18 protein-coding genes are annotated in these 17,166 nt (G+C 43.9%); 10 read left to right on the top strand and 8 right to left on the bottom strand.

Going from position 1 to position 17,166, the window contains the following annotated elements:
- Positions 1–401: 401 nt before the first annotated feature.
- Positions 402–1,076: an N-acetylmannosamine-6-phosphate 2-epimerase gene (locus tag QUA50_RS24885; RefSeq protein WP_333267807.1), complete on the top strand. Its 675-nt coding sequence runs from the start codon at positions 402–404 to the stop codon at positions 1,074–1,076.
- A 310-nt stretch (positions 1,077–1,386) separates the two neighbouring features.
- Here QUA50_RS24885 and QUA50_RS24880 read toward each other — a convergent pair whose 3' ends face one another.
- Positions 1,387–1,746 (bottom strand): phage holin family protein, encoded by a 360-nt coding sequence (locus QUA50_RS24880; protein ID WP_333267806.1) that lies wholly within the window; start codon positions 1,744–1,746, stop codon positions 1,387–1,389.
- A 223-nt stretch (positions 1,747–1,969) separates the two neighbouring features.
- On the opposite strand from QUA50_RS24880, the gene mrdA reads away from it, so the two are divergent.
- On the top strand, positions 1,970–3,784 hold the full coding sequence (gene mrdA / locus QUA50_RS24875; RefSeq protein ID WP_333267804.1) for a penicillin-binding protein 2: 1,815 nt from the start codon (positions 1,970–1,972) through the stop codon (positions 3,782–3,784).
- 96 nt (positions 3,785–3,880) lie between these two features.
- Here mrdA and QUA50_RS24870 read toward each other — a convergent pair whose 3' ends face one another.
- Positions 3,881–4,621 (bottom strand): Uma2 family endonuclease, encoded by a 741-nt coding sequence (locus tag QUA50_RS24870; RefSeq protein WP_333267803.1) that lies wholly within the window; start codon positions 4,619–4,621, stop codon positions 3,881–3,883.
- A gap of 309 nt (positions 4,622–4,930) precedes the next feature.
- A complete protein-coding gene (locus tag QUA50_RS24865) occupies positions 4,931–5,962 on the bottom strand; it encodes a hypothetical protein (RefSeq protein ID WP_333267801.1) in 1,032 nt (343 codons plus the stop codon).
- A gap of 103 nt (positions 5,963–6,065) precedes the next feature.
- On the opposite strand from QUA50_RS24865, the gene QUA50_RS24860 reads away from it, so the two are divergent.
- Both QUA50_RS24860 and QUA50_RS24855 read left to right on the top strand, forming a co-directional pair.
- Positions 6,066–7,001, top strand: coding sequence for a metallophosphoesterase (locus tag QUA50_RS24860; RefSeq protein ID WP_333267799.1), 936 nt, complete (start codon positions 6,066–6,068; stop codon positions 6,999–7,001).
- A gap of 27 nt (positions 7,002–7,028) precedes the next feature.
- Entirely contained in the window at positions 7,029–7,511 is a 483-nt protein-coding gene (locus tag QUA50_RS24855) for a PD-(D/E)XK nuclease superfamily protein (protein WP_333267797.1), read from the top strand.
- A gap of 507 nt (positions 7,512–8,018) precedes the next feature.
- Here the strand turns inward: QUA50_RS24855 and QUA50_RS24850 are convergent.
- The gene (locus QUA50_RS24850) at positions 8,019–8,894 is read right to left on the bottom strand and encodes a DNA adenine methylase (RefSeq protein WP_333267796.1); all 876 of its coding nucleotides are present in this window, start codon (positions 8,892–8,894) and stop codon (positions 8,019–8,021) included.
- Positions 8,895–9,168: 274 nt separating this feature from the next.
- Here QUA50_RS24850 and QUA50_RS24845 point away from each other — a divergent pair, with 274 nt between their 5' ends.
- The 4 genes from QUA50_RS24845 (at position 9,169) to QUA50_RS24830 (ending at position 10,973) form a co-directional block, all read left to right on the top strand.
- The gene (locus QUA50_RS24845) at positions 9,169–9,372 is read left to right on the top strand and encodes a DUF751 family protein (protein ID WP_333083642.1); all 204 of its coding nucleotides are present in this window, start codon (positions 9,169–9,171) and stop codon (positions 9,370–9,372) included.
- Between the two features lie 347 nt (positions 9,373–9,719).
- A complete protein-coding gene (locus QUA50_RS24840) occupies positions 9,720–10,112 on the top strand; it encodes a PadR family transcriptional regulator (RefSeq protein ID WP_242716440.1) in 393 nt (130 codons plus the stop codon).
- Positions 10,113–10,127: 15 nt separating this feature from the next.
- Positions 10,128–10,256, top strand: a complete 129-nt coding sequence (locus QUA50_RS24835) for a hypothetical protein (protein ID WP_333212707.1) — start codon at positions 10,128–10,130, stop codon at positions 10,254–10,256.
- Positions 10,257–10,430: 174 nt separating this feature from the next.
- On the top strand, positions 10,431–10,973 hold the full coding sequence (locus QUA50_RS24830; RefSeq protein ID WP_333267793.1) for a cofactor assembly of complex C subunit B: 543 nt from the start codon (positions 10,431–10,433) through the stop codon (positions 10,971–10,973).
- 359 nt (positions 10,974–11,332) lie between these two features.
- Here QUA50_RS24830 and QUA50_RS24825 read toward each other — a convergent pair whose 3' ends face one another.
- Positions 11,333–11,656, bottom strand: coding sequence for a DUF3155 domain-containing protein (locus QUA50_RS24825; RefSeq protein WP_006635576.1), 324 nt, complete (start codon positions 11,654–11,656; stop codon positions 11,333–11,335).
- A 118-nt stretch (positions 11,657–11,774) separates the two neighbouring features.
- Positions 11,775–11,942 (bottom strand): hypothetical protein, encoded by a 168-nt coding sequence (locus QUA50_RS24820; RefSeq protein ID WP_333267791.1) that lies wholly within the window; start codon positions 11,940–11,942, stop codon positions 11,775–11,777.
- Between the two features lie 116 nt (positions 11,943–12,058).
- Here QUA50_RS24820 and QUA50_RS24815 point away from each other — a divergent pair, with 116 nt between their 5' ends.
- Both QUA50_RS24815 and QUA50_RS24810 read left to right on the top strand, forming a co-directional pair.
- Positions 12,059–13,450 carry a GAF domain-containing sensor histidine kinase gene (locus tag QUA50_RS24815; protein WP_333299506.1) on the top strand — a complete coding sequence of 464 codons (1,392 nt, stop codon included), beginning with the start codon at positions 12,059–12,061 and terminating at the stop codon, positions 13,448–13,450.
- Positions 13,451–13,478: 28 nt separating this feature from the next.
- Complete coding sequence (locus QUA50_RS24810) at positions 13,479–14,171, top strand: hypothetical protein (RefSeq protein ID WP_333267787.1); 693 nt, start codon at positions 13,479–13,481, stop codon at positions 14,169–14,171.
- Between the two features lie 351 nt (positions 14,172–14,522).
- Here QUA50_RS24810 and QUA50_RS24805 read toward each other — a convergent pair whose 3' ends face one another.
- Positions 14,523–16,061, bottom strand: a complete 1,539-nt coding sequence (locus QUA50_RS24805) for an ATP-binding protein (RefSeq protein ID WP_333267785.1) — start codon at positions 16,059–16,061, stop codon at positions 14,523–14,525.
- Between the two features lie 170 nt (positions 16,062–16,231).
- A partial coding sequence (locus QUA50_RS24800) for a GAF domain-containing sensor histidine kinase (protein ID WP_333267783.1) occupies positions 16,232–17,166 on the bottom strand: 935 nt, incomplete at its 5' end.

Below are 17,166 nucleotides of genomic sequence, written 5' to 3'. Positions count from 1 at the left end.
TCAATCAAAAATCGAAAATATAAAAATCCTCAAGAAAGAGCATTTATCTCGCGCAAGTCGCCTCTAAAATCTAAAATATAAAATCTAAAATATAAAATCGATTGACTCATTTTTAGATTTTAGATTTTAGATTTTAGATTGGGGAATTACCACGAATTTCAAAGGTGGTACCCGCCACGTGATTTATCCCTGAAATCAATCAAAAATCGAAAATATAAAAATCCTCAAGAAAGAGCATTTATCTCGCGCAAGTCGCCTCTAAAATCTAAAATCTAAAATCTAAAATCTAAAATCGATTGACTCATTTGATATAGGTTGGGATATGGTCTACAGTTACATTCTTTTTTTGAACTGGTATAATTTGTAATTCCCAATTACCAATTCCCCATCCGCAATTCCCCATGATTAATTGTCAAATTCCTACAGGATTAATTGTTTCTTGTCAAGCACCTGCTGATTCGCCGCTGCACGATCCGATCGTAATTGCGGCAATGGCTCGAACCGCCATCAATCGAGGTGCATCGGGCGTGCGGATTGACACTCCGGCTCACATTGGGGCGGTGCGAAAACAGATATCCGCTCCCATAATTGGGATTTGGAAGCAGCAATTGCCGGGATGCGAGATTTACATTACTCCTCGGTTTGAAGACGCGCGGGCGATCGCCGCGAATGGAGCCGATATTATCGCCGTTGATGCTACTGAGAGAAACCGTCCTCCCGGCGAAGAGTTAAAGACGTTAATCGCGCGAATTCACAGTGAATTGGGTAAATTAGTGATGGCGGATGTAGATACAATAGAAGCTGCGATCGCGGCAGCCGAAGCTGGTGCAGATACTGTAGCAACTACTCTTTTTGGCTATACTGCCCAGACGGAAAATTTCTCGCCGCCGGGATTTGATTTGCTTGCGGAAATGGTAGAAAAGCTTAAGGTTCCCGTTATCTGCGAAGGCGGGATATCGGGGCCGGAAATGGCTAAAAAAGCCTTGGATTTAGGAGCGGTGGCTGTTGTTGTCGGCACAGATATTACTGGGATCGATATTAAGGTGACAGCCTATAAGTCGCTGATTGGGAAGTAAGTTCGGCAACGGATTGTGTAACGGATGTAACGGATTGAAGGCAGTTCGGCAATGGATTGTTTAACGGATGTAACGGATTGAAAGAAGTTCGGCAACGGATTGTTTAACGGATGTAACGGATGTAACGGATTGAAGGAAGTTCGGCAACGGATTGTTTAACGGATGTAGCGGATGTAACGGATGTAACGGATTGAAGGGAGAAGGGAGAAGAAATATTCGGCGATAGAAATTGCTTGTAGGCACAGGAAACGCGCCAGGTAAGGTGTGGAAATATCGGGCGATTTCTATCGCCCTTTTTCTGGGGGAGTTGCTAAATCAGTGCGCTATTGATAAAGCTGCTAACTACAGCCAAGGCGATCGCCCCCAGTACCGCGCTCCAAAGGCCCATCCGCAAACTAAATCCTTCAACTAGCTTCGCAGCCGAGGCAAAAACAATCACGTTCATGACAAAAGCAAACACGCCGGAAAGCAACCCCAACGTCAGTAGGTTCGGCACGAAAAAAACTGCTTTCAGAATGGGCAAAATTAAAACATTCAACATTCCCAAAACCGCAGCGGAAATTACTGCTTTCGGTGTGCTGTCAATTTGTACGCCGATCGGCAGTTGAGAAATTAGCAGCAAGCTGCTGCCCGTCACCAGCCAAGCAATCAAAAAATCGATCGGTTCCACAGCGCTCGTACCTCCTTAACAGTTGAATTGTCAAAAAAACTTGATATTTAACATACATCTTATATACCTTAATCAAGCAATCCGGCTGATTCGTCTACCAACGGGCAGAATTTATGTCTGTCACTAAAGAGTGAGAAGTTATAATCGCTGTATCATAGGCAAAATAATCCGGATGGGAACCGTATCAACCTGTTAGTTGAATAAAAAGAGCAGATTAATTAATATGGCTGGCGATTTTTCTTTTAACTCTAAAGTCCGATTCGACAAAAATGGCTTGGACAATGCTTCACGGCAACGCAGCCGATCGCTCCAAGTTATGATTTTTATGCTGATCGTCACTACCTTGATGGCGCTACCAATATTTCGTCTAGCCGAACTGCAACTGATACAGGGAGCCTACAACCGACAGCGGGCGGAAAATAACCGCATTCGCCCTGTTTCAGTCCCAGCGACTCGCGGTCAAATTTTAGACCGCAACGGCAAAATTTTTGCGGCCAGCCGCGTATCTCGATCGGTCTATGTGTGGCCAAAAGAGCGATCGGCCAAAGAGTGGCAAGAGATCGCCGCTACACTGGGCCCGATAGTCAAACTTCCCGCGGCCGAAATTATCAAAAAAATCGATGGAGCAGGCTACAGATCGGCCCTGCCAGTGCGAATTAGTAAGGATATTGATGTCGGTACTTTCGTCGCTTTGGGAGAACAAGCTAATACTTTGCGGGGAGTTGAAATTCGCGTAGAATCGAGCCGAGACAATCCCCACCAGCAATTAGCAGCTCACCTTTTGGGATACGTCGGCGAAGCTAGTTTAGAGCAATTAAAAGCTAATCCTGCATATCCGATGGGGATGCTCGTGGGTCAAATGGGAGTTGAAAAATTAGCCAATTCAACTTTAGAGGGCGTTTGGGGAAACCGTTTAATCGAGGTGAATGCTAAGGGCGAGGAAATCCAAGATTTAGGTGTAAAAGACCCTATTCCCGGCAAACCGGTGCAGCTAACTTTAGATTTAGATATGCAGAAAACTGCGGAAAAAGCTTTGGGCGATCGCCTGGGTGCAGTTGTGGCGATCGACGTAAAAACCGGAGCTCTTTTAACAATGGCTAGTTGGCCGACATTTGACCCCAATATTTTCACCCGGAAGGTGACTCAAACAGAATGGGATCGGCTGCAAGGGCCAGAAAAACCGTTTTTAAATCGAGCCGTTCAAGGTTATCCAGTCGGTAGCACTTTTAAAATTGTCACTGCTATAGCGGGGATGGAGTCGGGCAAGTTTTCTCCTGACTCGACTTTGGGCACTTCTTCTTCAATTACGATCGGCGGAATTTCTTTTAACGAACACAGCGGCGGTTACGGCGTTATCGGTTTCCGCGACGCTTTAGCCTACAGCAGCAATACGTTTTTCTATCAAGTAGGTATGGCTGCCGGCCCCGAAGAAATGGCTAAAGCGGCTAAGAAAATGGGCATTGGCGGTACTATTAATTTAGACCTTTTGGGGTTGGAATCCGCCAATCACGGTCAAGTTCCGGTACCAGCAGAGAAACAGAAAATGTATGGTGAAGATTGGTACGTTGGCGATACAGTAACAATGTCGATCGGTCAAGGCTTGGTACTTTGTACTCCTCTAGAGTTGGCTGTGATGGTGTCAACTGTTGCTAATGGCGGTTATCGGGTTCAGCCGCATTTGTTGGCTTCTCAAACCAATACTCCTATTACCAAAAAAGTTTCCACAGGTATTAAGCCGGCAACTTTGAATGTAGTTCGCCAGGGATTGATTGACGTGGTGAAAAAAGGTACTGGCAAACGCATGAATGATGGTACTATTCCTTTAAGTGCTGGTAAGACTGGGACGGTGGAAATGCCCGGTCATCCTGACAATTCTATGTTTGTGGGTTTTGCTCCTGCTGATAAACCGGAAGTTGCGATCGCAGTTATAGTTGAAGGCGGCGGATTTGGTTCTGTATCGGCGGCACCAATTGCTCAGGAGGTATTTAGAACCTATTTTCAAAAGCAGGGTTTTAAACCTACTAATAAGCCTCTATAGTCATTAGTTAATAGTTGACTGTTGGCTGTTGACTGTTCTCAGTTTGTCCCATACCTCGATCGCACTATTCTTGATATGTTGGAAAAGTGCGATCGATCAAAAGTTTTCCCCTACCAATCGTCTCGCTTCCACGGTTGATAAATTCATCATTTGCGCTACCTGTTCCAGACTCATTCCAGAATTTAAGAGTTGAGTTACGAGCTGGCGCAATGTTGACTCCGCGGCCAGTCGTCCCAGGTTTTCTTCCTTGTGAGTCTTCAAAAACTCACCCGTTTCAGGAACTCTAAACCTCAATTCTCCTGAAATTAGATGCAATTCCAGTCCCAGCACTTCACTAAACAACCACAGCGTATCGAAAGCGATATTGTTGGCGGCAATCGGCTCGTACTGATTGTTTATTAGACGAACTCCCTGTAAAATCGGATTCAGATAATCTCCCGACGGATCGTACTGAAAATATTCCCTAACTCCCAAAGCTCGATAAATTTCCGGTTTAGTTTCTTGGTCTTTCGTCTGAGTTGTTTCCGAAGTAATTTCTAACACAAAATCTGGAGTAATTCCCCCTTCTTCCCAAACTTTATAATTATCCCTTTTGCGTTTGGCAACTCCAAACACCACATAAACATCCGGGGCCACAACTGCCTGATTGTTCCCTTCTTCATAATATATGAAAGAATTGGCTGACACGTAAACATCAGAACGTTCTTGAAAGTAAAGCTTGACAGCTTCAACGCTGTAAGTCATGTAATCGCGCGTGATGTCGCTTTCAGCCATCGGCTTTCCGTCGCTGCTGGGATATTCAATTTCTAGTTGTTCGACTTGAGTTAAAATTGTCATTTTTCAATTTTCCTCAAAGTTAATTAATTTAATGTCCGGTAAATAAGTTTGGTAGGGTGCGGATCTGCGATATCTTGGATCAAACTTGCAGATTTATAGAGCCCGTGGCACCTTACATGGGCTCTCGTAATATTGTGTGTATCACATATACATGGAATATGCTGTATAAACGGAGGACACGGCACTGCCGTGTCCCTAAAATTAATTGGGTATGGACACTCCAAAAGCCGTGTCCTCGGTATGATTCCGATGCAGCCGGAAACGATATAACATCTGTTTGAGAGTCTACAGATACAGACTATTTAAATTCTAATTCATCCCTCTGTCTAAAATAATCATTTCCGAACCAACAACCGGACTTCTAGCTATTAACTTGCCTTCCATATTCGCAATTTCTAACTTGCTGAAATCGAGTGAATTAGCTTCCTTCCACATCTTCGTTGCTAGTTGATTTTGCTCAACTGCGCTGAGTTTGTACCAATCTTCAGCGACTTTTACTGTCAAAATGCTGCTGGCAAAATTAGCTTTAACAGACTCAACTAAACCGCCTCCCAGTCGATTCTTAATCTCAGTAACTTGAGTTTGAATCGCAGCAATCAGAGACTGTTCGGGCGTCAGCGGTGGCGGTGGGATAATTTCTACTGGTTGGGGTTTTTCCGGGGTCACTAAATCGGGCAACTTGCTTTTGAATTTAGGAGAAATTGGCGCTGACGGTACGATCGCCTCTGGGGATTTTGGCGTTTCCGATGCCATAAAATCTCCAAACGTTGGCGGCGACTGCTGCGCTGCTGGCAAAGGCACTTTTGCTACTTTCTCCGGCGGTTTTGCTGAGAAACTGTTGAAAGTTAAACCGACTGCAACGATCAGAATTGCGGCTAATGCGGCGTTTAAAATTGGATCGGACAGCTTCTGGTTCGTAGATGGTGGCAGTAGCGATCGCACTAGCCGTACAATACTTTGCCAAAGTACAACGACTTTCTCTAAAAAACTCCCTTCCGGGCGTTGGGATACAGGCTTTTTCTCAACTTTTACGGCAACTTTTGGTGGGACGCTGTTAACTTCCGCAGCAACAGCCGGAGGAGTTGCTGTTGCTGAGTCAGAAGCGGTGGGCGCGATCGGCTTTTGGGGCTGCAGCGGCGGTTCGGCTGCTAATTTTTTCTCTTTTTTTCCCAAATTCCCAATCGAGGCCATCAAAGCTTTGATTCTCTGATTTTTGGGAACCGCGCTGCTGGCATTTTGAGTTTTTCTGCCAGTGGGGGCAGACTTTGGGGCCGAATCAACCTGCGGTGTCGGAGATTGAGAGGGTTCTGGAGTTGACTGGTTTAGTTGTTCTTCTGACATTTTCTCTGCCTTGGGGCGTTGCAAATATATGTAAACGAGATAAATTTTAATTGAGCCATCTCAACCTTAATTTATCATTTAACTTAGTTGTAGCCGAATCAAAATGAGCATCAAACGCCGTCACTTTCTAGTTTTAGGCAGTCTCAGCAGCTTAGGTTTTACCGGAGTCTGGAAAATGTTTCAGCTTCGGACTTCCTGGGGTACAGACACTTATGCTGCCGTGGCTTCTAACGTTGAGGCCCAAAGGGCGATCGTCCCATTGCCGCCCTCACCGCCTATTTTACGCTTTATTTCGGTGGCCGACACCGGTACGGGTGCAGAAGGTCAGTATGCTGTGGCTGAGGCGATGGCGCAATATCACCGCGAAAACCCTTTTAATGTTGCTGTTCTCGCCGGCGACAATATCTACAATAACGGCGAAATTGAAAAAATTAATGCTGTTTTCGAGCGGCCTTATCAGCCGTTATTGCAGCAAGGTGTAAAATTTTATGCTTGTCTGGGAAATCACGACATCCGCACTGCTAACGGCGACCCGCAAGTTAAATATGCGGGTTTTAATATGCAAGGTCGCTACTATACTTTTCGCCGCGATCCCGTACAGTTTTTTGCTTTAGATACCAATCACAATGCGGATTGGGAAAATCAGCTTGTTTGGCTGGAAAAAGAGTTGAGTCAGAGCACCGCACCTTGGAAAGTTGTGTTCGGCCACCACCAGATATATTCCTCTGGCCTGTACGGATTGAATCAACCTTTTATTAAGACTTTGACGCCTTTGTTTCAAAAGTACGGCGTGCAGCTTTATATCAACGGACACGAGCACAGTTACGAACGCACTCGATCTATTAACGGTACGACTTATTTAATTTGCGGTGCCGGCGGGGGCACTCGTGGGGTGGGGCGTTCTGAGTGGACGGAGTATTCTGCTAGCCGCCTGAGTTTTGCGACGTTTGATGTCTATGAAGACCGGATGTTTGTCAGTTCTATCGGTACTGACAAACGGGTTTTTGACCGAGGAGTGATTCAAGTGCGATCGGCTTAATTCAAAGTATATTCAGGAGCAAACAAAATGAATAGGGGTTGTAGAGCCAATAAAACTGGTTTGGTTTTAGAAACAACTGTAGAAGGTACGTTGAGAGGCCACGGATATCTCGAAATATGTCCCCAGTTGCCGAAAAAGCGCAAGCGAGATTGGCTCTTAATCTCTACTGAAAATCCCAAGCGATATGCTAAACAGGTTTATATCGGATCTAGCATTTATAAAACTGAAATAAATGTCGATTTTTATATTCTTGGTTCCGGTTTTTTTCCTCGGGGTCTAATTGTTGAGTGCAAGTGGCAAGAAGACAAAGGTTCAGTAGACGAGAAGTATCCTTACCTCAATTTAAATATTAAAAATTGCTATCCGGTGCCAACTATTGTTATAGTGGGCGGTGACGGTATGAGGCAAGGTTCGATCGACTGGTTTAAAACACAAGTTCCTGACAATGAAAATCTGTTGGCAGTTCACAAGCTCGAAGGTTTTATTACCTGGGCTAACAAATATCTCTAATCAGGAAGTACCCATAAATATTTGTCCGTGGCTGATGGCGATCGCCCTTTCGAGCTTCCCTACAGTTGCTTTTTTTCCAAACTGCTATTATTCACGGTAACAGACTATTAGTCATCGAATGTTTTTTATTTTTTAAAATTTAAAAAAAACTCACCTTTTTTTTTGATTTACAGCTTGACTCTGACACTTTTTAGAAGTATAATCTAATAATGGGAATAGTGACAAAAATAAAATTTTATTTACCACTCCCATTATTAAATTATACCCCTAACGTCCCGAAAAATCAATAGGTAATACTTCCTTTTTTCTGGCCGATTTTGAAAACCAGTTTCTACAATATTTTTTTGAATAGTTAAAAATATAGGAATAAACTAATGATGGGGGCTAGAAACCCGGTTTCTACGAGTTTTTCGTTGAGTCACGATAAATTTACGAATCAACCCGGTTTCTGAGGTCACGGGCTGCCCGACAAAATATGCTTAAGTAGAAACTTTGCTTAAGTGTAATTTAAAATGAACGTATTAATAATTCCTTGACTTTTCCTCGCTTGCAACTATTAGAATTAATCCCTCTAGATGCTGATATTTCAATGAATTTTGGCAGAGATTTATTTGAAAAAACTTGAGTATCGCTGTAAATTTTTTCGATAAAATCGCAGTTAGAATTAGACTGCATAACTTTCACGCCCCGTTCTGCAAGTTCTGCAAAAATATCTCTCAGTTTAACCTGTTCAAATTCTTTGAAATTATCGCGGCTGTAAGCCGTAAAGTTACTCGTGGCACTGATAGGATAATAAGGCGGGTCAAAATAAACAAAGTCTTCGCGGCTAGTAGCAAAATCTAAAATTTCATCGAACTTTCTCACTTCTATTTGAGCGGGCGCGAGTAAAGATGAGACCGATCGCAGTAAATCTGCTTGACAAATTTGAGGATTTTTGTATCGACCTATGGGAACATTAAATTCACCTTTTGAGTTTTCTCTGTAGAGACCGTTGTAACAAGTTTTATTGAGGTAAATTAGCCGTGCTGCTCTTTCTGTATCTGTTTTGTAGGAGCGCGATCGCACAGAGTAATAATAATTTTTATTGTCCTTGGTGTGTTCTAACTGATGCTCCTGTAAAAGTAGAATCAGCTCTTCAACTTTATCCCTGACACAGCGATAAGCATTAATCAATTCAGGATTAATATCTGTTAAAATAGCTTGCAAACCAGGGTGCTGTTGTGCTAAGTAAAAAAATACAGCTCCGCCGCCCAAAAAAGGCTCGTAGTAAGTGGTGAACTTTTCAGGAAAATAAGGTTGATATTGTCCAATCAACTTGGTTTTACCTCCTGCCCATTTCAGAAAGGGACGCGGCAAGACTTGAAAAGGTGCGGAAGCAGACATTTATCTAGAAATAACGGCCCTATAATATTTATCACAACTAGAACTCAATAGAAATACTTCTGCAGTTGTTACCCGAGGTCGCGCGACATTAAACAGACAGTGCCGGAACGCAGGGGGAAAAGTTTTCGTTAGAATTATATATGTCAGCCTCGCCGGCAAAAATGCCCGATCGCCCGATCGGCAGATTTAGCTCCGGCTGTGCCAAAATTGTCTAACTCGCTCACAAGTGTTGCCAGTCAAAGATTTTGCTGTGACACTTTACCCCACCAAGCCAATGCAAGATTTTATTAATAACGTCTCTCGCTACCCGCGCTTTTTCATTACGATATGTCTGGGAATTTTCTTTTTCCTGTTCGAGCGACTCAAACCCCTGCTGGATCGACCGACAAGTGCGATCGCCCTGATTAGTTCGATTGTAGCGACTTTTGTCTTTCTAACTTTTACACTGCGGGCTATGTTAGGCCTGAGTTCGGTTTAAAGCCTGCGCTTGTTGAACGCCAACATCAACGGCAAATTCAGTTAACACGCTAACTCCCAAAGTAACTGCCAACTCTTGCAGGCGATCGCACACTTGACAATAGTCGCTGCGATAGATTGGAAGAGGAAAAAAATTGCGCTAGTTACGCCCGCGCTGCTCAACCAAGTCGCAGGCAAACATTACCGAAGTGCAGGACAAGCGTTTGGGGCTATCAACATTCACTGGGGAAATACTGCACCTCTGTTTCCCCGGTGTCCCACTTAATCATTAGGAAGCGGCACACCCCGCCCCGCTTTCCTCTCCCGTTAACCTGACGGTATCACGAGAGTTTCCAGCGGACAAGACAGATGAAGTTTGAACATATCTATCAATTTTTTCAAGATCCCCCTCCTGTTTATCTAAACAAGGAATTAGCTGTGTGTTACATTCTCTCCGTGTTATTGCGCGGAGATTCCTACGGTACAGAACTGATTGGCCAACTAGAGAGGGAATTCCCCATCTACCGACTTTCTGATACCGTTCTCTACAGCGCTCTGAAATTCCTCGAAGATGAAGCCGTAATCACCGGTTACTGGAAAAAAGTAGAAGGACGAGGCCGCCCCCGCCGGATGTATCAAATCCTCCCTGAGTGGCGGCACCAAGCTCAAGACCTCGCTCGTCTCTGGCACGATTACATTGGTCAGGGAAACGGCGCGTCAGAGCGTCGATCCCGCGCCTTAGAAACTGGTCACACAGGTTAGCCGAGTTGGAATCGGATGCCTAAACCCTGGAGATGCTGGCGCTACTTGCAAAGCGATTTGCCTGATTGCCTTCGCTTTGCTCGATCGCCGCACAGCGATTCAAGCATCTACACGGCGCGTCAGGACTTACGCATTGTCACTTGAGAATTAGCGACGATGGGGAGATATGGGAATTGCGTGATGGAGAGCAAAACGCCTTGCAGAAGAAGCTTTCTGCGAATCTTGGTAAAAAAGTGTCTGCGTAAGTCCTCGATCGCTTTTTTATGTAAAGTTCTGTAAAGTAATAGTAGATAATTTCAATTACACAAACTTCTACCGATGGATACTGCTGTTCTTCCTTCTACCTTTGTGCTGACCCTACTGTTGGCTGTTGGCTTGTTTTTCTTCATCAAGGCTTCAGTCAAAGATCGAATCGAACAAGTCAAGCTGGCTTCCGAAAGCGCCCAAGAGTCACTGTTAACCGACTTACAACAGTATTTTGCCCAGAGAGCTTACCGAGTTGCAGCCGTCGATGCCCCCAACTATAAAGTCACGTTTGAGGGTTTTGTGCGGCCGAGTTGGTTTCTAGCTATTTTTCTAACTCTGCTGAGTGCAGGTGGCGCTCTGTGCTTGGGACTGGTTTTGGGAATGCTAGTTCCTCAGCAGGGTCAAATTTTCCTAGCTTTGGTACTGCTGTCTCCGCTGGCGGGGATATTTTACTGGAAAAAAGCTGGACGCTCTGAGCAAGTCTCGCTCAAACTCGAATCAGTTGCTGAGTCTGGAAGCCCAACCAAGAGCTTTGTTACTGTCAGAGCTCACCGCGATGAACTAGCAGCCATGCAAAAAGCTTTAGATTTGAAACCGATCGATTATAAAGTTTGACGCGGAACGTTTTTTGATATGCTAGATGCCGTAGTTAGACTTCGAGCTGACAAACCGATGACTCAAGAGCGGATCTCTCGTTGATCTACCAGTGGCTGTTTTTTTGATCCACTTGTTCGATCGACAAATTCTATCGACAAAACAGTCAATCAAAAAAAACCATTATCGTGAAAGTGCCAATTGTGGCGATCGCCCTCGGGCTGCGATCGAGCCTGTTGCGATGGCTCCTTATACCCTAATTTCTAAGGACTTTTCGCATAAATTTCAGTTGGCACTCTCCAGACAATGAGAACTCTCGCGCTTTTGTTAAAAAACTTAGAAAAACATTGCTGTCAATGTTTTGAGCTAAACATTTTGAGCTATGCGCGACTGGCTGACACCACAGGAATTTTTTCTGTGGTAGCTTCCAACATCACCTTTAAGCTGGGAAACAAGAAATGGTTCTCTTCTACGTATTGGGCTCCAAATAAACCTTTTTCAGCCCAGAAGTATCTGTCAGTGGTATGCTCGTTACGCTTGACTAACAGCAAAGCTGGGGGAGCAATGCCTTCTGCATGGATGAACTTGCGAGCCGCTGTTACGGGTTTATCTTCGCCGCTCTCGATGCTATATTGAGGCACACACTCTAAAATTCTGCGTCCTTCTTGTCGGCGGCGACTCTTGCGTTTGCGTCTCCTGGCCAATTTCTTTACCTCCTCTTCATCGACGAATGTGAGCAGACAGTATGAGCAGACAGGTTGTAATGATAGCTACCAAATCCGAGGCCAGTATATCCGTTCTAGCTCAAAAATTCAACTGTTTTTAATATATCGACATAATCTTAACATTCGTGCCGATCGACAAAAGTGTAGCGGTTGTGGTATGGTGGGCCACAAGTTCCGGCAAGATCAAAGCTTGGGGATCGGCGGAAGCTGCGCGGACGGGGAGGCAGGGCAATTTGGGTTCGTGAAAGCTCCATGCCTTCAACATAGCTGCCTTCTATCAAAGGGAATAAATCTGAAATCGAGAAGTCTCTCATCAGTAATCGGCCGCAGATCGTTTGTAATTTACTTAGAATTCCGTTAGATATCTTAAATGTGGCGCTCATGTTAATGCCAGCGAGTTCAGAATTTGTCAAACTTTGCCGTTCGCAGGTGGCCATCGCCGTTAGTTTGGGAGCGAAATTCAGCGCGGTATACCTGACACAAGAGTTGGTAGAAGGCAGCGAAGCAAAGTTGGTGCCGATCGCCGTTTACCCAGAAACCTCAGCCGAATCCGAAGAAAATCAGGGGTTGAGGTTGCAATCTTCCGAAAGCTCGACAGCCAAACCGGTACCGCGACTGCTGGCGCCCCCTGTTGGGCCCGTGGAAGAATCAACGGTAGGGGCGATCGCACCCGATAGACTTCCGGGTAAGAAGCGCACTTCCCATCAGTGCCAAGGCCCGGAGAATTTGTGGGAGCAGCGGATGCAAATTGTGACGCCTCTAATACACGAGGGAGCTGTAATGGGACTCCTAGTCAGCGGTCGGCAAGACAGGCCTTGGAACGAGCCAGAGGAGGCTCAAATACAACAAATTGCTCGCACCTTAGCCCTAGCCTGCATTTTAGACCAGCGCTCGCAGTGGATGCAGCAGGAATTGGGTTCGGCCCGGCAAATCCAGGCTCAGGTTTACGACACGATGCACAATTTGCTGCACCAGTTCAAAAGTCCGCTGACAGCGTTGCGAACTTTTGGCAAGCTGTTAGCGCGGCGGTTGGTACCGGAAGACAAAAACCGCAATGTGGCTTTTAGTATTGTCCGAGAGAGCGATCGGCTGCAAGAGTTGCTCGGCCAGTTCGATCGAACTGTTGACACCGGCGAAGCACATCTAAAACTGCGATCGGGCACTTCAGAAAAAGCAATGTCCAATGTGGAATCAATCCGGCATTCTCCTCTGTCGCTGTCACCTGCTGCCAATTTGCAGGAATCCTGTTTTGTGGCAGAAGTCTTAAAACCGCTGTTAATTTCCGCTCTTGCGATCGCATCTGAAAGGCATCTGAAATTGGTAGCCGACTTGGAGGCGGATTTGCCACCAGTATCAGCGAACGATCGAGCTTTGCGCGAAGTTTTGAGCAATTTAATTGACAATGCTTTGAAATATACCCCTGCCGGCCGCCAAATTTATATTAAAGTCAGGTACAAAGCAGCAGATGGCGATCGGGCAGGATACAGCCAATTGCCTGCCATAGCAGTTGCCGTCAGCGACACAGGTTCCGGCATTCCTCCCCAGGATTTAGAGCATTTATTTGAGCGGCACTACCGGGGAGAAAAAGCGCAGACCGAAATTCCCGGCACAGGATTGGGTTTGGCGATCGCCCGCGATTTAGTCCGCCAAATGCAAGGAGAAATAGAAGTATTTTCCCCAGTCAATCCTGAATGGCTGCCATCTGCGGAAACTCATTTCTATCCAACCGATCGCGGTACTACATTTGTGGTTTGGCTGCCGGTGAATAATTAACTAACTCTATTGCTTAGAGACATTTTTTATGAAGCGTCTACCTTTATTCAATCAAATTCCCAAGTTATCAAATTCTTTAAAAATTTTACAAAAAAAGTTTTTTGGTGTACCGTTTTTAGCTTGTTTAAACATTCTGACTCTTCTGATTTTGGGCGGGCTGAGCATATACGCCAAACTCAACAACAAGGGACGCGGAGTTGAACGCCTATTTAGCGACCCTTTTAATTTCTGGTTCCCTTACGAAGGCATTCTCACCGGAGTTTCCGAAGTTCTCGGGTGTCTCCCAGTCGCAATTTGTGCATTTACTTTCGGAGTCTTGCGGCAAAAAGATCCGGGTAGTAAAGCGGCGATATTCTTATTTTTTAGTGCTTTACTCCTGGGAGTCTTTTACCTGGATGACAGGTTTCGGATGACTTTGATTATGTCTCGGTTGGGAATATCTAAGAAATTAATTTATTTGTGTTATGCCAGTGCAGTTTTCCTTTACGGAGTTAAGTTTTGGCGATACATCAAAACCACTCATTACCTGCCATTAGTGGCAGCATTGTTCTTGTTTGCTATCTCGCGGTTGGAGGATATTTTAGAGACTCCAAATCAAGGATTACACGCGATGCTAGAAGATGGCACTAAATTATTAGGTCTTGTGAATTTAGCCCTCTATTTTTGGTATGTCTGTCATCATGAAGTTGCGCGGCATTTCCAGCAAAGCGAAAAGCGTTGATATCCTCCATGATATTACAAAAAAAGCCGTTGCTAAATTAGGCTCTAACTAAAGATCGCGAATTAAATAACTTATAATTTTAATGGTTATTGTGGGATGGGCGTCCCGCCCGTCCACTCATGACGGGCTATAAGAGCCCATCCCACTTTCAAGAGTGGAAGTTATTTAATTCTCATTCCTAACTTATAAGAATGTGGGTAAAGCCGCAGCGCCTATTTCGACCCCAGAATGGGGGGAATTGCTGCGGGTAAAAATTCTGTATTCCGATTAATGAGCAATTACCAATTAGCAATAACTCTATTCTCCTGCAACTGAAAAACGGTATACGATCAATTCAGCCCGATGAGTTTTCTAGGCATTCGCTACGGCTGCTATCTTAGTGGCTCTACAGATAGTCGGCAGCTCAATAATAAACTGCGTTCCCTGCTCTGGCTTAGAAATACACTCCAATTGACCGCAGTGCTTTTCTATTAAAATTTTTCTGCTGATAGACAATCCCATGCCTGTACCTTTTCCTATGGGCTTAGTAGTAAAAAAAGGAGTGAAAAGTTTAGCACGAACTTTCTCGGTCATGCCCACACCATTATCAGAAATTGTTACCAGGATGTGGGAAGCCGAGCTAATGTTGTCATGCGAATTGCCGGGTACAACTTTAGTCCGAATCAAAATCTGGGGGTTAAAAACCGCACTATCTTCTCTACTTAGGCGCTCTTCTAAAGCATCTATAGCATTCGCTAAAAGGTTCATAAACACCTGATTGAGCTGACCGGCATAACAGTTCACAAGCGGCAATGCACCATAGTCTTTTATCACATTGATAGCAGGGCGATCGGACTTAGCCTTTAGTCGGTGCTGTAAGATCATTAAAGTGCTATTAATGCCTTCGTGAATATCTACTGATTTAATTTCAGTTTCATCCAACCGAGAAAAATTGCGTATAGAGTGAACAATATTGCGAATGCGTTCGATCCCTAACTGCATAGAAGAAAGCAATTTTGGTAAATCATCTATGATAAATGGCAACTCTGAATCTTCTATTTCATGGACAATTTCTGCTTCAGGTTGCGGGTAATACCTTTGGTAAAGATTCAACATATGAATCAGTTCTTTAATATAGTCGTTGGCGTGGGACAGATTGCCGTAAATAAAGTTAACCGGATTGTTGATTTCATGAGCGACACCTGCAACTAATTGACCGAGACTAGACATTTTTTCACTTTGAACTAGCTGGAGTTGTGTTTCTTGCAGCTCTTTGACAAAATGCTCTAAGGCAAGAGCTTTTTGGTGTTCTTTTTCTTCACTGATACGAAGTGCTTTCTCTACTTGTTCTCGCCGATCTATTTCTGACTGCAATTTCTGACCCAAACAAAAACTTCTCAAAGCTGTTAGTATCGTAGTATATAGCTTTGATGTTGTTAATTCAGTTTTAGTTTTATAGTCATTAATATCGTAATTGATAATAATGCTTTTTTCAGGTACTTGTCCGGGTTGACCCGTGCGTAAAATAATTCGCACTAACTGATTGCCTAAAACTTCTCGGACATATTTAACAAAGTTTAAGCCAGCATCATCTGTTTCCATAATTACATCAAGTAAAATGATGGCTACATCAGGATTTTCTTGGATTAGCTGTCTAGCTTCACGAGCGGAGTAAGCATTAATGAAGGTTAAAGATTTATTTTCAAAGACAAACTTCCTGAGTGAAATTTCGGTAGCGGTGTGAACTTGAGCCTCATCATCTACAACTAAAATTTTCCAGCTTTCACTCAGTTTTTCTTCTGTGGTTTCATCTGCAAACAATATCTCGTCGCTATCTGAGTCGATTACTTCGGCAAAGTATACTGTTTCTGGGGATGGTTGACTTAACAAATCGTCAAAATCACTTTTCATGACTGTACACCTTTATTTTTTACTAATGTTTAGGTTTGAAGTTATAAAACCTGTTAAGAAAAAGGCAGAATGGAGAATAGTTACACAGCAACCTTTTTAGTCATCCTTATTTTAGTTTTAATAAGGTGGACTTACTTAGTTATCTTGGTCAGAAAATCAACATACTAACTCTACATTTGCGAATCAATTTTCATGGGTAATTTAATAATAAACTTAGTGCCTCTTCCCACCTCACTTAGACATTCTATTTCACCTTTTAGTTTTTGGGTGACTAAATTGTAGACAATATGTAATCCTAACCCACTGCCACCTTGACCGCGCTTAGTGGTAAAGAATGGCTCAAAAATTTTACTTAAGTTTTCTGAGGGAATACCTTTACCTTTATCGGCGTATTCCAACCTTAGCCGATTGCCTTCTTGCTCCCAATCAAAGATTAGTTCCCCAGAAATTCCTGGTTCGTAAGCATGAATCAGAGAATTGATTAGCAAGTTTGTCACAACTTGGGACAAGGCTCCTGGATAAGAATCTATGGCGATTTTGCTATCTCCCTTAATTTTAAGCGAATGTTGGCCATTTTTCAACTTGGGTTTTAATTGTAATAAAATTTCATCAAGATAAGGTCTGATCTGAAAAGTACGCCGTTCTTCGCTAGAGCGATCGACTGCTACTTGCTTAAAGCTTTGAATTAAGGCTGCCGCCCGCTCTAGGTTAATTAGAAGTGCCTTACTGCTTTGGGTAGCAATATCGACAAATTCTTCTAAATCCGATCGCTTCATTTTGCCACTTTTATAAATAGATGCAAATTCGGTGGTATTTTCTGCCAAAGCTGAAGCAACAGTGACACCCACTCCGATGGGAGTATTAATTTCATGGGCAACACCAGCAACTAATCCTCCCAGAGATGCCATTTTTTCAGATTCAACTAGCTGAGTTTGGGTGGCTTTTAAAGCCTCTAGGGTGTTCGATAATTGTTGAGTGCGATCGCTCACTAATTGCTCTAAGTTTTGATTAAACTCCTGTAAATTTTTGTAAAGCTGAGCATTCTCAATGGAAATAGCAATTTGGGAAGATAAAAGTTTTAACAACTCAAGCCGATCCGTAGTAA

The organism is Microcoleus sp. M2_D5 (assembly GCF_036701935.1).
Taxonomy (GTDB): Bacteria; Cyanobacteriota; Cyanobacteriia; order Cyanobacteriales; family Microcoleaceae; genus Microcoleus.
The sequence above is the reverse complement of the archived record's forward strand: the minus strand, read 5'-3'. Positions and strand labels throughout refer to the sequence as shown.